This window comes from Halocynthiibacter styelae, from assembly GCF_016123485.1.
Classification (GTDB): domain Bacteria; phylum Pseudomonadota; class Alphaproteobacteria; order Rhodobacterales; family Rhodobacteraceae; genus Halocynthiibacter; species Halocynthiibacter styelae.
This window is the reverse complement of the sequence record NZ_JADCKQ010000008.1, coordinates 108971-122339: the sequence shown is the minus strand read 5'-3', so window position 1 is coordinate 122339 and position 13369 is coordinate 108971. Positions and strand designations below refer to the sequence as shown.

Genomic DNA, 13369 nt, shown 5'->3' with positions numbered 1-13369 from the left:
TATTAGCGACATCCAAAACGGAAAAGCGATATGTTCGACACTATGACTTTCACCAAGATCCTCGGCGGCTTCTGTGGCGCTTTCCTGATCTTTCTTCTCGGTAAATGGGCGGCAGAAGGCCTGTATCACACTGGCGGTCCTGATGCGCACGGCGGTCATGGTGAAGCGCATGCGGATGCCTATCCGATCGAAGCCGGCGACAGCCACGGTGGTGAAGAAGTCGAAGAAGTTGATTTCGCAACACTGGTTGCAGAAGCGGACATCGGCAAGGGTGAACGCGTGTTCAACAAATGCCGCAGCTGCCACTCTGTTGAGCCAGGCGTAAACGGCACAGGCCCATCCCTCTTTGGTGTTGTGGATCGCGGTATCGCTGTTGAAGAAGGCTTCGGCTTCTCCGGCGCTCTGACCGGTCTGGAAGGCAGCTGGGATATCGACGCCCTGAACGCGTTCCTGGAAAGCCCGAAAGGCTATGCACCAGGGACTGCAATGTCCTTCAACGGTCTGCCAAAAGATGCGGATCGTGCAAACATCATCGCATGGCTGGCAACACTCAACTGATCTGAGTGACCTGTTATTATGAAAAGCCGCCCTCCGGGGCGGTTTTTTGATTCCGTTGCAGGCGATTTCACGCACAACACGCAGTGTTCACAGATTATCAACTTGATTGTTATTGCCTCGTAATCAGGATGGGTTTTAACTAAATTGAATAAAAACCAGCAGGGAGAGGCAGATGAACGCCAAGATCGCCACACGCGCGTTGAAGCAGGACGGAAACAAACTGCTGGGATTTGCCTTTGCAACGCTTGCCATGGCGGCACTGGCCCTGCCTGCGAAATCTGAGGATGTGATCACCTCCCACGGGATTTCCACCTTCGGCAATCTGGCCCTGCCCGCGGACTACACCCATCTGCCCTATGTAAACCCCGAAGCCCCCAAAGGCGGCGAGATTTCGATCTGGGGGTTCGGTTCCTTTGATTCAATGAACCCCTATTCCACCAAGGGGCGCGCAGGCGGGCTGGCCAATATCGGCCTTGAAAGCCTTCTGACCAGCACAGCCGATGAACAGGGGGCGTCTTATGGCCTGCTGGCCGAAAGCCTGGAGTACCCGGAAGACCGCAGCTGGGTCATCTTCAATATGCGCCCCGAGGCGCGTTTTGCCGATGGCTCCACGGTGACCGCAGAAGATGTTGTTTTCACCTATGAAACATTCGTAACCAAAGGTCTTCCCAGCTATCGTGCCGTACTGTCTCAACAGGTGGCCAGCGCCGAAGTCCTTGATACCCATCGCGTAAAATTCACTTTCCACGAAGGGATCCCGACCCGCGATCTGCCGCAGACGGTCGGTGGTCTGCCGGTGTTTTCCAAGGCGCACTACGAAGCAGAAGGTCTGGATCTTGAAGAAAGCAGCCTGACACCGTTGCTGGGATCTGGTTCCTATGAACTGGATGAACTCGATGTTGGTCAGTCTATCACTTATCGCCGCCGCGCGGATTACTGGGGTGCAGATCTGCCGATGAACATCGGGCGCAACAATTTTGACCATATCCGTGTGGAATATTACGCAGATTACCAGGCCGCTTTTGAAGGCTTCAAAGGTGGCAGCTATACGTTCCGCAATGAAGCTTCCTCCAGGATCTGGGCTACAGGCTATGACTTCCCGGCAATGGATCGGGCTTGGATCAACAAAGTATCACTTCCAAATGGGGATATGGGGCAGGCTCAGTCCTTTAATTTCAATATGCGCCAGGAACCATTCGAAGATCAGCGTGTGCGCGAAGCGATTGGCATGATGTTCAATTTTGAATGGTCCAATGAAACCCTGTTTTACGGGCTGTATGAACGTGTGAATTCCTTCTGGGAAAATTCAGACCGGGAGGCAACAGGATTGCCGTCTGAGGCTGAACTTGCTTTGCTCGAACCCCTTGCCGAACATTTGCCGGATGGTGTCCTTGATCAGGAAGCTGCTCTTGCACCGGCGTCAGGGACACGTCAGCTGGATCGTCGTAATCTGCGTGCCGCTTCCCGTCTGTTGGATGACGCTGGCTGGACTGTGGATGACAGGGGTATGCGCCGCAATGCTGCGGGTGAACTTCTGACAATTGAGTTTCTGAACGATAGCCCCAGCTTTGATCGCATCCTGAATCCATACCTTGAAAACCTGCGGGCATTGGGCGTGAATGCGGAATACAACCGTGTTGATAATGCACAGGCGACTGACAGAGAACGCAAGCATGACTACGACTTTATTACTTACTCTTATCCAATGAGTTGGTTCCCGAGTGACAACCTCAAGCAGTTTTTCGGCTCCGAAACCGCTATGACGTCAGTTTTTAACAAGTCAGGCATACACAGCCCGGCGATTGATGCTCTGATTGGTCACATTACCCGCGCACAAACCGAAGAAGAATTGGTCACTGCCGTGCGCGCGCTTGATCGTGTGCTGCGGGCTGAAAAATTCTGGGTGCCTCAATGGTACAAAGATTCTCATACCGTCGCTTATTACGACATGTATGAACACCCCGATCCGCTGCCGCCCTTTGATCTGGGGTATCTCGATTTCTGGTGGTTCAATGCAGATCGCGCGGCAGAGCTTGAAGCCGCCGGTGCCTTCCAGTAACAGGCCGTAAACAGGAGGCATCCCCCCAATGGGCGCATATATTCTCAGGCGGCTTCTGCTGATCATCCCAACGCTTGTTGGCATTATGATCATCAACTTTGCGCTGATCCAGTTCGTGCCCGGCGGGCCGATTGAACAGATCCTTGCCCAGATGGACGGGGGCGGCGACGCCTTTGAAACCATCGCTGGTGGCGGGGACGCGGGGATTGATACGTCGGACGGTGAATCTTACGCCGGTTCCCGTGGCTTGCCGGAAGATTTCATCAAAGAACTTGAGGTCCAGTTCGGCTTTGATAAGCCCGCGCACATCCGTTTCCTGAATATGATGTGGGATTATATCCGCTTTGATTTTGGCGAAAGCTACTTCCGCTCGATCTCTGTTACGGATCTGGTGATTGAAAAACTGCCGGTGTCTATCACCCTTGGCCTCTGGTCCACGCTGATCGCGTATATCATTTCGATCCCGCTGGGCATCCGCAAAGCCGTGCGGGATGGCAGCAGTTTTGACACCTGGACGTCTGGCGTGATCATCGTCGCCTATGCGATCCCGGGGTTTCTCTTTGCGATCCTATTGCTGGTTCTGTTTGCGGGCGGGTCTTACTGGAAGATCTTCCCCCTGCGTGGTCTGACGTCTGAAGGGTTCGAAGATCTCAGCCTGCTTGGCCAGATTGGTGATTACTTCTGGCATATTGCCCTGCCTGTGATCGCCACGACGATTTCCAGCTTTGCGACCCTGACACTGTTGACGAAAAATTCCTTCCTGGATGAAATCCGCAAACAATATGTGGTCACGGCGCGCGCCAAAGGTCTGTCGGAAGGTCAGGTACTGTATGGCCATATCTTCCGCAACGCGATGCTCCTGGTGATCGCCAGCTTCCCGTCTGTTTTTGTTGGCGTCTTTTTTGGCAGCTCCGTGATTATTGAAAACCTCTTCTCGCTGGATGGCATTGGCCGCCTTGGGTTCGAAGCCGTGGTTTCCCGCGACTATCCCGTGGTCTTCGGTACGCTGTTTGCTTTCAGTCTTCTGGGGCTCATCGTCGGGATCATTTCTGATCTGATGTATGTCTTCATTGATCCGCGGATCGACTTTGAATCGAGGAAAACCTGATGTCAGAGACCCCTCGTAAAATGCGCCTCTCCCCGCTGAACCAACGCCGCCTGCGCAACTTCCGCGCCAATAAACGGGCTTTCTGGTCGCTGATTATCTTCAGCGTGATGTTCATCGGATCCCTGTTCGCGGAATTCTACGCCAACGACAAACCGGTCTTGATGAAACACAATGGCAGCTACTATATGCCGATCTTCAACTTCTACCCGGAAACCGCTTTCGGGGGTGATCTGCCAACCGAGGCGCAGTATAAATACGAAGACGTGCAATGTCTGATCGTTACGGGCGGGCTGGAAAGCTGCTGGGATGATCCCGAAGGCATTCTGGAAGACGCCCAGGACGGCGAAATTGAAGGCGAAGTAATTAACAAAGGCTGGATTATCTGGCCGCTGATCCCTTATCGCTACAACACCATCGTCGATATCCCGGGTGCCGCACCTTCTGCACCGGATGCGAACAACTGGCTGGGCACCGATGACACCAAACGCGACGTGTTGGCCCGGGTGATCTATGGGTTCCGTCTGTCCATTGTTTATACGCTTGTGGTGACCTCTATCGCTTCTGTCATTGGCATTCTTGCCGGCGCCATTCAGGGATATTTCGGGGGCTGGGTGGATCTGATCTTCCAGCGCATCCTGGAAATCTGGTCGGCAACCCCATCGCTTTACGTGATCATCATTCTTTTCGCGATCCTGGGGCGCAGCCTGTCACTCTTGATCTTCGTCTCAATTCTATTCGGCTGGACGGCGCTTGTGGGCGTTGTGCGGGCAGAATTTCTGCGGGCGCGAAACCTTGAATATGTTCGTGCAGCCAAAGCGCTGGGCGTGTCAAACACTGTGATCATGTTCCGCCATATGTTGCCGAACGCCATGGTTGCGACCCTGACATTCCTGCCGTTTATCATCACTGGAACGATTGCCACGCTGGCCACGCTTGATTTCCTGGGCTTCGGTCTGCCGTCTTCCGCCCCATCCCTGGGCGAGCTGACATTGCAGGCAAAACAGAACCTTCAGGCCCCATGGCTGGGCTTCACGGCTTTCACGGTTTACGCGGTGATGCTGTCCCTGCTTGTGTTTATCTTCGAAGGTGTCCGCGATGCCTTTGATCCGCGAAAGACGTTTAAATGACCCGGATTTTAGAACTCGAAAACCTTGAGGTCAGCTTTTCCCAGGACGGCGAGAAAACCCGGGCTGTGAAAGGTGTCACCTGGCATGTAGAACAGGGTGAAACCGTCGCCATCGTCGGTGAATCCGGTTCCGGTAAATCCGTGTCTGCGCTTTCCACCGTGGGCCTTCTGCCGGACAGCGCAGAGGTGACAGGCAATGTGCGTTATCGCGGCGACGAAATGCTGACAGCGTCAGAGGCCAAACTGCGTGAAGTCCGCGGCAATGACATCAGTTTCATTTTCCAGGAACCGATGACATCGCTCAACCCGTTGCACACAATCCGCAAACAGCTGGCGGAAAGCCTGCTTCTGCATCAGGGCCTGCGCGGTGCTGAAGCAGACGCTCGTATTCTGGAACTGCTGCACAAGGTCGGTATTCGCGACGCTGAAAACCGCCTGAACAGCTATCCGCATCAGCTGTCCGGCGGCCAGCGTCAGCGTGTGATGATTGCCATGGCCCTGTCCAACAAACCCGACCTTCTGATCGCGGACGAGCCGACAACCGCGCTTGACGTCACCATTCAGGCCCAGATCCTGGAACTGCTGGCCGATCTTCAGAAGTCCGAAGGCATGAGCCTTGTGTTCATCACCCATGACCTTGAAATCGTGCGCCGGTTTGCGGATCGGGTTTATGTGATGGAAAAAGGCCTGGTGGTTGAAAGCGGCCCGGTGGAAGACATTTTCACCAACCCGCAACACCCCTACACGCAAACCCTTCTGTCAGCCGAACCTTCGGGCGATCCGGTGCCGGTCGACGCAGACGCGCAGGAAATCATTTCAACCGATGATCTGCGCATCTGGTTCCCGATCTATCGCGGGCTTCTGCGTAAAACCGTGGGGCATGTGAAAGCTGTGAACGCGGCAAGCGTCAGCGTCCGGGCAGGGGAGACCCTGGGCATTGTGGGTGAATCCGGTTCGGGGAAAACGACCCTTGCCCTTGCGATCATGCGACTGATCCGCTCTGAAGGCCCGATTGTGTTTCTCGGAGAAGACATTCGCGCGCGCAGGGGCAAAACCCTGCGGGATCTGCGTAAAGATATGCAGATCGTGTTTCAGGATCCTTTCGGGTCGCTGTCCCCGCGTATGTCCGCGATGGAGATCATTGCCGAAGGGCTGGATGTGCATGGCATGACGGATGGACGTGGCAAACGGGAAATGGTTTCTGAAATCATGCAGGAAGTCGGCCTTGATCCATCCATGATGGACCGCTACCCGCATGAATTTTCCGGTGGTCAGCGCCAACGCATCGCCATCGCCCGTGCCATGATCCTGCGTCCGCAACTTGTGGTGCTGGATGAACCGACCTCTGCTCTTGATATGACGGTTCAGGTGCAGATTGTGGACCTTCTGCGCGATCTTCAGAAGAAATACGGACTGGCCTATCTGTTCATTAGCCATGACCTGAAGGTTGTGCGTGCGCTCAGCCACAAGATGATTGTCATGCGCAATGGCGATGTCGTGGAAAGCGGCGAGGCACAGCAGATCTTTGAGGCGCCGGAAACCGAATACACCCGTGCCCTGATGGCTGCGGCGTTTGATCTCTCTGCCGCAGATACGGTTGAGATTTAAAGGAATCTATGTCATTTCATAATCAGCCCCGCGTGTTATAGGCGGGTGTGAAACAGTATCTTGTTTCCGAAATGCGCGACAGGACAAGACCATATGATGGATAATATGACACCGGATATCCGGCCCAGGGCCTGCGATATGTGCCCGATCCGTGAACGCGCGGTCTGTGCCCATTGCAATGGCGCGGAACTGGAAGAGCTTGATAAAGTTAAGTATTACCGCACTTATGAGGCTGGCCAGCCGATTATTTTTGCCGGTGATAAACTGGAATTTGTCGGATCTGTTGTCAAAGGGGTTGCCGCCCTGTCCCAGACGATGGAAGACGGGCGTACGCAGATGACCGGTCTTCTGTTGCCATCAGATTTTGTCGGTCGTCCGGGGCGTGAAACCGCGCCTTATGATGTGACAGCGACCAGCGATGTGGTCATGTGCTGTTTCCGCCTTGCCCCCTTTGAGACCCTGCTTGCGAAAACCCCGCATATCAGCCAGCGTCTGTTGGAAATGACGCTGGATGAACTGGATTCCGCGCGGGAATGGCTGCTGCTGCTGGGGCGCAAAACCGCACGCGAAAAAATCGCAAGCCTGCTGACATTCATCGCCCGCCGACAGCACGAAAAAACTGCGGATCCTCTGGGGATCGAAATCAACTTTGAACTGCCGCTGACACGTGAAGCGATGGCGGATTATCTGGGATTGACCCTGGAAACCGTCAGCCGTCAAATTTCAGCCCTGAAGCGTGAAGGCATTATTGCGGTTGAAAAAAACCGAAACGTCAGCGTTCCCAATATAGAACTGCTCTATCGGGAAACCGGTGACGATTACGCCACGTAGGATAAAGAAAAGGCCCGCAATAGCGGGCCTTTTTTCTTAGTGGGCAAACAACACAGGCTGTTTAATGTTCTGCAACATATCGCGTGTTGCACCGCCCAGGATCGCCTCACGGAAACGGGAATGCCCGTAAGCCCCCATCACCAGCAATCCGGCATCAATATCCGACATATGACGCATCAACACGTCAGACACGCGCGGCATGGATTTCGACAGAACAGAAATCTCGGCATTAATCCCGTGACGCGCCAGCATTTTTGACAATGGGCCGCCGGGATCAGACCGATCCGGGCTGTGTGCCGGTGGATCAATCACTGCAATCGACACAAGATCCGCCGCCTGCATCACCGGCAGGGCCGCGCGAATTGCGGCCAGGGCCTCGGGGCTTTCGTTCCAGCCGATCACAATGCGGCGGGCGTCGATTTTCTCAAACTCCTGCGGGCAGACCAGCAGGGGTACACGCGCATCAAACAGGGCCGATTCGCAAATTGCCTCGTGTTCCGCGCCTTTGCCTTCGCCGTAAGGTTGTGGCATGATCACCAGGTCTGCAAAGCGCGCGCGACTGGCGACAAAGCGATTAAGAAGCGGCAAATGCACCACCCCGTCATCCACCGCCCAGCGGATATCTTCGGCCTGAAGCCGGGCTTTTGCAGCATCAGAAATATCCGCTGCTTTCTGCACCGCATCATTGCGGGCATCCTGTTGAATCAATGCGTTAGCGCCTGCGTAGAGGTGGGCGGTCGGTGTGCGGTCAATGCCAAGCGCCAGCACATCAAGATGCGCATCTGCCTGCCGTGTAATTTCGATCGCAGCGGAAAGAGCCGACTGTCCAGGGTCCGTGTCCGGCAGGACGCTCAAAACTGAGTTATACCCCATCTGAGGTCTCCATGTTCCAGAATAACTGTAGCGACATTAACCCGCAGCCAGGGTTAAATGTTTGACATGGATCAAGGAATGAAGGACCCCCTCATTCCATAGCACTGATACACGGGAAAATGCGTCTCCGAATCCGGGGGCGCGACGGAAGGAGCAACTTCATGTGGGACTATGTGAAAATAGCTGCGCTTGCAGTGATCACCCTGCTGGCAGCGATAGCGGCATCCTATGCGCGCGACATCGCCTACCAGGTACACGCGGTGATTATTATGCTTGTCGCGGGCGGACTTTTTCTCTGGCAGGTACGGCGCGCGGATGAGCCGCGTAAACCGTCCAGCGCAGAATATATGGATGACGTCGTACGATTCGGCGTAATCGCAACGGCATTCTGGGGCGTTGTGGGGTTCCTTGTGGGAACCTTTATCGCGTTTCAGCTGGCCTTTCCGGGGCTGAATATTTCAATCCTGGATGGGATCGGGAACTTCGGTCGCCTGCGCCCGCTGCATACTTCCGCAGTTATCTTTGCTTTCGGTGGCAATGCCCTGATCGCAACCTCTTTCTATGTCCTGCAACGGACCACCGCGGCACGCCTCTGGGGCGGTAATCTCGCGTGGTTTGTGTTCTGGGGCTATAACCTGTTCATCGTTCTGGCGGCGACCGGTTATCTGCTGGGCGCAACCCAGTCCAAAGAATATGCGGAACCTGAATGGTATGTCGACATCTGGCTGACCGTTGTCTGGGTCGCTTATCTGCTGATCTACATGGGCACCCTGATGAAGCGGAAAGAACCGCACATCTATGTGGCGAACTGGTTCTACCTGTCCTTCATCGTGACTGTGGCAATGCTGCACCTGATAAACAACCTGTCGATCCCTGTTTCCATCTTCGGTTCGAAATCTGTTCAGGTCTTCTCTGGCGTGCAGGATGCGATGGTGCAGTGGTGGTACGGCCACAATGCTGTGGGCTTCTTCCTGACAGCGGGCTTCCTGGGCATGATGTATTACTTCGTGCCAAAGCAGGCGGAACGTCCGGTTTATTCCTATAAACTGTCTATCATTCACTTCTGGGCGCTGATCTTCCTGTATATCTGGGCTGGTCCTCACCACCTGCATTACACAGCTCTGCCGGATTGGGCGTCTACCCTTGGTATGGTGTTCTCTATCATCCTCTGGATGCCAAGCTGGGGTGGCATGATCAATGGTCTGATGACCCTGCAGGGCGCATGGGACAAACTGCGGACCGATCCGATCCTGCGTATGATGGTTGTGTCTCTCGCGTTCTACGGCATGTCGACCTTTGAAGGCCCGATGATGTCCATCAAAGCTGTGAACTCTCTGTCACACTACACTGACTGGACCATTGGTCACGTACACTCCGGTGCGCTTGGCTGGAACGGTATGGTGACATTTGGTGCGCTTTACTTCCTGTTCCCGAAACTCTGGAACAAAGCAGGCATCTATTCCAGCAAGGCCGTGAACTGGCACTTCTGGCTGGCGACTGTGGGCATCGTTCTTTATGCCGCCTCCATGTGGGTGACCGGTATTATGGAAGGCCTGATGTGGCGTGAAGTGGACGCAAATGGCTTCCTCGTGAACACATTCGCTGACACTGTAGAAGCTAAATTCCCGATGTATGTGGTCCGTGGCCTGGGTGGTGTTCTTTATCTCACCGGTTCGCTGATCATGGCATGGAACCTCTGGATGACTGTTGCAAAAGGTGAGCCGAAAGAAGAAGCCACCCCCGCAATGGCACCCGCAGAATAAGGAGCGTCAGCAATGGGTATTCTTGATAAACACGCCGCGCTTGAACGTCACGCCACACTTCTGCTGGTTTGCAGCCTCGGGGTTGTCACCATCGGTGGTATCGTGGAAATCGCACCGCTTTTCTGGCTGGAAAACACCATCGAGGATGTTGAGGGCGTGCGCCCTTACTCCCCGCTGGAACTGGCCGGGCGCGACATCTACGTCCGTGAAGGCTGCTATGTCTGTCACTCACAGATGATCCGTCCGATGCGCGACGAAGTGGAACGCTATGGTCACTATTCCCTGGCCGCAGAAAGCCAGTATGACCACCCGCATCAGTGGGGGTCTAAACGGACCGGTCCTGACCTTGCCCGTGTGGGTGGCCGCTATTCCGATGAATGGCATGTGGATCACCTGAAAGATCCACAGTCCGTTGTGCCGGAATCTGTGATGCCGAAATATGCTTACCTGGAAGGCAACCTTCTGACAGGTGAACATGTGGATGAACTGCTGGCCACACACCGTATGGTTGGCGTGCCTTACACCGAAGAGATGATCGAAAACGCCCGCGCGGACTTTACCGTGCAGGTGGATCCGGATGGCGATTGGGATGCTCTGGTTGAGCGTTACCCGGGCGCACAGGTCCGCAATTTCGACCGTCAGCCCGGTGTCTCTGAGATGGACGCGCTTGTCGCTTATCTTCAGGTTCTGGGCACCATGGTTGATTTCTCAACCTTCACACCTGACGCAAGCCGGTAATGGGGGGGTGAAATGGACACTTATTCACTCCTGAGGGAATTTGCAGACAGCTGGATGCTTCTGGCTCTGTTTTCCTTCTTCGTCGGGGTGGTCTTCTGGGTCATGCGCCCGGGATCAACCCGCACTTACCGCGATACTGCCGACATTCCCTTCCGGCATGAAGATGCGCCGGCTGTGGATGTTCAGCCTGAGGAGACACGCTAATGGCTGCGAACAAACATGACAAAGAAGACCACGAATATGGCACAACCGGCCACGAGTGGGATGGTATCCAGGAATGGAACAACCCTCTGCCGCGCTGGTGGCTGTGGAGCTTCTATCTCTGCATTATCTGGGGCATCGGCTATGTGATTGCATATCCGGCATGGCCGCTGATCAACGGTGCAACACCGGGTCTGCTGGGCTATTCCACGCGTGCGGAAGTTGCAGAAGAAATCGAACGTTTCGATGTTGCAAACGCACCGATGGAAGCCCTGCTGAATGAAACACCTCTTGCGGATGTTGAACAGAATCCTGAACTGAATGACTTCGCCAAGAACGCTGGTCAGGCCGTCTACAACACCTGGTGTGTTCAGTGTCACCAGGCCGGTGGTGCCGGTGCCAAAGGCTATCCAGTGCTGGTCGATAACGACTGGCTCTGGGGTGGGACCATTGATGACATCTATCTGACCGTGAACCACGGGATCCGGACCGAAGATGACATGGATACCCGCTATTCACAGATGCCTGCTTACGGCGACTTCATGTCTGACGAAGAAATCTCATCTCTGGTGGCCTATGTTCAGACCATCTCTGGTCAGGACGCCGACACAACTCTTGCTGAAACAGGCTCGCAGCTTTTCTATGACAACTGCGCAGCGTGTCACGGTGACGCAGGGACCGGCGATATCTTCCAGGGCGCACCTGATCTGACCGACCGCATCTGGCTGTTCGGTGGTGATGAAGCTGCTCTGACAGAGACCATCACAAACGCCCGTTTCGGTGTGATGCCGTCCTGGAGCGCACGTGGCATGTCCGAAGCGGATATCCGTGCTGTGTCTCTGTATGTTCACCAGCTGGGCGGTGGCGAATAAGCCACCGGCCAACTGGCAAAGAATACCGGAAGTGACTGCTTCTGGTACCGGCGCTGATCCCCGTCCTGTTCGCGCGTTTCCTGGGGGTCGGCGCCATCATTTATTCAGCGTCACTTTGACAGATGTCAAAGAAAAAGAAACCACGCTTTAATAAGTATCACTGATAACAGTTATAAACCGGAGCCATTCCGTGAGCGATTCCCAGCAAGCCCCGCAGCTTTACGCAGCCCGCGAGCCTATCTTCCCCAAACGTGTCTACGGTCGTTTCCGCAACCTGAAATGGTTGATTATGATTGTGACCCTGGGGATTTATTACATTACACCCTGGCTCCGTTGGGACCGGGGTGCAGAACTGCCGGATCAGGCCGTTCTGATTGATCTGGCAAGTCGCCGGTTCTATTTCTTCTGGATCGAAATCTGGCCCTATGAATTTTACTTCATCGGTGGCCTTCTGATCATGGCGGGCCTTGGTCTGTTTCTCTTTACATCCGCCCTTGGCCGGGTCTGGTGCGGCTATACCTGCCCACAGACCGTCTGGGTGGATCTGTTTATTCTGGTGGAACGCTGGATTGAGGGCGACCGCAATGCCCGCCTGCGTCTGCAACGACAGAAGAAATGGGACCTGCGCAAGCTGCGCCTGCGGGTGACAAAATGGCTGACTTGGCTGCTGATTGCGGTTTCCACCGGCGGGGCCTGGGTGTTTTACTTCACCGATGCGCCACAGCTGGCCGTCGACCTGCTGACGTTCAACGCGCACCCGGTTGCCTGGTCCACCATCCTTGTCATGACTGCGACCACTTTTATCTTCGGTGGTTTCATGCGCGAACAGGTCTGTAACTACATGTGCCCATGGCCACGTATTCAGGCCGCGATGATGGACACTGACACGCTGACCGTGGCCTATCGTCACTGGCGCGGTGAACCCCGTGGCAAGCTGCGCAAAAACGAAGCACCTGACACCAAAGGCGATTGCATCGATTGTATGGCCTGCGTGAACGTCTGTCCGGCCGGAATTGATATCCGCGACGGCCAGCAGATGGAATGTATCACCTGTGCGCTTTGCATCGATGCCTGTGATGAAATCATGGATAAAATCGGCAAACCCCGCGGGCTCATCGCTTACATGGCGCTGAAAGACGAAGTCTCAGAGACCGCCGGCGAAACCCCGGTCAGCCCCTGGAAACATATCTTCCGTCTGCGCACCATGATCTACACCGGCCTCTGGTCGCTGATCGGTGTCGGGCTGATGTTCATGCTGTTCATCCGCTCCGACATTGATATCTCTGTCGCTCCCGTGCGCAGCCCGGTTTATATCACCATGGCTGACGGTTCGATCCGCAACGCCTATGACGTACGCCTGCGTAACAAGCACGGCGAAGAACGCAGCTTCAGTCTGCTGGCAAATGCAGATGAGGCAGTGCTTCTGGAAGTCGAAGGTTCAGACGATGGCACCGTCACAGTTGCGGCGGATGAATTGCGCACAATCCGTGTCTATCTTACAGTGGGCGAAGATGCAGATGCCGCGTCGGCCGCGCTGACAGACATGCGTATCTGGATCACCGATGAAGGAAACGGCGACCGTGCGCACGCGGATACAGTTTTCAACGGACGCGGATAAAACAGGACGAAAAT

At 55.0% G+C, this 13369-nt stretch carries 12 protein-coding genes; 11 read left to right on the top strand and 1 reads right to left on the bottom strand.

The genetic code is table 11. The features are described from left to right. Window positions 1-30 precede the first annotated feature (30 nt). The 6 genes from H1D41_RS11850 (at window position 31) to fnrL (ending at window position 7290) form a co-directional block, all read left to right on the top strand. Window positions 31-558, top strand: coding sequence for a c-type cytochrome (locus tag H1D41_RS11850; RefSeq protein WP_228849103.1), 528 nt, complete (start codon window positions 31-33; stop codon window positions 556-558). Between the two features lie 172 nt (window positions 559-730). Further along, window positions 731-2617 carry an extracellular solute-binding protein gene (locus H1D41_RS11845; protein ID WP_228849102.1) on the top strand — a complete coding sequence of 629 codons (1887 nt, stop codon included), beginning with the start codon at window positions 731-733 and terminating at the stop codon, window positions 2615-2617. A 28-nt stretch (window positions 2618-2645) separates the two neighbouring features. Further along, window positions 2646-3725 (top strand): microcin C ABC transporter permease YejB, encoded by a 1080-nt coding sequence (locus H1D41_RS11840; RefSeq protein ID WP_228849101.1) that lies wholly within the window; start codon window positions 2646-2648, stop codon window positions 3723-3725. A 20-nt stretch (window positions 3726-3745) separates the two neighbouring features. Continuing rightward, window positions 3746-4852, top strand: coding sequence for an ABC transporter permease (locus H1D41_RS11835; RefSeq protein WP_324250277.1), 1107 nt, complete (start codon window positions 3746-3748; stop codon window positions 4850-4852). Continuing rightward, window positions 4849-6459, top strand: coding sequence for an ABC transporter ATP-binding protein (locus tag H1D41_RS11830; protein ID WP_228849099.1), 1611 nt, complete (start codon window positions 4849-4851; stop codon window positions 6457-6459). Before H1D41_RS11835 ends, H1D41_RS11830 begins: the two co-directional genes overlap by 4 nt. A gap of 96 nt (window positions 6460-6555) precedes the next feature. Further along, window positions 6556-7290 (top strand): transcriptional regulator FnrL, encoded by a 735-nt coding sequence (gene fnrL / locus H1D41_RS11825; RefSeq protein ID WP_228849157.1) that lies wholly within the window; start codon window positions 6556-6558, stop codon window positions 7288-7290. 36 nt (window positions 7291-7326) lie between these two features. Here fnrL and H1D41_RS11820 read toward each other — a convergent pair whose 3' ends face one another. After that, window positions 7327-8163 carry a universal stress protein gene (locus H1D41_RS11820; protein WP_228849098.1) on the bottom strand — a complete coding sequence of 279 codons (837 nt, stop codon included), beginning with the start codon at window positions 8161-8163 and terminating at the stop codon, window positions 7327-7329. A gap of 161 nt (window positions 8164-8324) precedes the next feature. Here H1D41_RS11820 and ccoN point away from each other — a divergent pair, with 161 nt between their 5' ends. From ccoN to ccoG, 5 genes are all read left to right on the top strand, one after another. Continuing rightward, window positions 8325-9926 carry a cytochrome-c oxidase, cbb3-type subunit I gene (gene ccoN, locus H1D41_RS11815; RefSeq protein WP_228849097.1) on the top strand — a complete coding sequence of 534 codons (1602 nt, stop codon included), beginning with the start codon at window positions 8325-8327 and terminating at the stop codon, window positions 9924-9926. 12 nt (window positions 9927-9938) lie between these two features. Further along, entirely contained in the window at window positions 9939-10664 is a 726-nt protein-coding gene (gene ccoO / locus H1D41_RS11810; RefSeq protein WP_228849096.1) for a cytochrome-c oxidase, cbb3-type subunit II, read from the top strand. A 12-nt stretch (window positions 10665-10676) separates the two neighbouring features. After that, window positions 10677-10868, top strand: a complete 192-nt coding sequence (locus tag H1D41_RS11805) for a cbb3-type cytochrome c oxidase subunit 3 (protein ID WP_107495073.1) — start codon at window positions 10677-10679, stop codon at window positions 10866-10868. Then, a complete protein-coding gene (gene ccoP / locus H1D41_RS11800; RefSeq protein WP_228849095.1) occupies window positions 10868-11737 on the top strand; it encodes a cytochrome-c oxidase, cbb3-type subunit III in 870 nt (289 codons plus the stop codon). Before H1D41_RS11805 ends, ccoP begins: the two co-directional genes overlap by 1 nt. Before the next feature lie 190 nt (window positions 11738-11927). Continuing rightward, on the top strand, window positions 11928-13355 hold the full coding sequence (gene ccoG / locus H1D41_RS11795; protein WP_228849094.1) for a cytochrome c oxidase accessory protein CcoG: 1428 nt from the start codon (window positions 11928-11930) through the stop codon (window positions 13353-13355). Window positions 13356-13369 lie beyond the last annotated feature (14 nt).

Bases quoted from the DNA above. Each gene is read 5' to 3' on its own strand.
- ccoO (WP_228849096.1), top strand. From the start codon at position 9,939: ATGGGTATTCTTGATAAACACGCCGCGCTTGAACGTCACGCCACACTT.
- H1D41_RS11830 (WP_228849099.1), top strand. From the start codon at position 4,849: ATGACCCGGATTTTAGAACTCGAAAACCTTGAGGTCAGCTTTTCCCAG.
- H1D41_RS11805 (WP_107495073.1), top strand. From the start codon at position 10,677: ATGGACACTTATTCACTCCTGAGGGAATTTGCAGACAGCTGGATGCTT.
- H1D41_RS11820 (WP_228849098.1), bottom strand. From the start codon at position 8,163: ATGGGGTATAACTCAGTTTTGAGCGTCCTGCCGGACACGGACCCTGGA.
- H1D41_RS11840 (WP_228849101.1), top strand. From the start codon at position 2,646: ATGGGCGCATATATTCTCAGGCGGCTTCTGCTGATCATCCCAACGCTT.
- H1D41_RS11845 (WP_228849102.1), top strand. From the start codon at position 731: ATGAACGCCAAGATCGCCACACGCGCGTTGAAGCAGGACGGAAACAAA.
- H1D41_RS11850 (WP_228849103.1), top strand. From the start codon at position 31: ATGTTCGACACTATGACTTTCACCAAGATCCTCGGCGGCTTCTGTGGC.
- fnrL (WP_228849157.1), top strand. From the start codon at position 6,556: ATGGATAATATGACACCGGATATCCGGCCCAGGGCCTGCGATATGTGC.
- ccoP (WP_228849095.1), top strand. From the start codon at position 10,868: ATGGCTGCGAACAAACATGACAAAGAAGACCACGAATATGGCACAACC.
- H1D41_RS11835 (WP_324250277.1), top strand. From the start codon at position 3,746: ATGCGCCTCTCCCCGCTGAACCAACGCCGCCTGCGCAACTTCCGCGCC.
- ccoN (WP_228849097.1), top strand. From the start codon at position 8,325: ATGTGGGACTATGTGAAAATAGCTGCGCTTGCAGTGATCACCCTGCTG.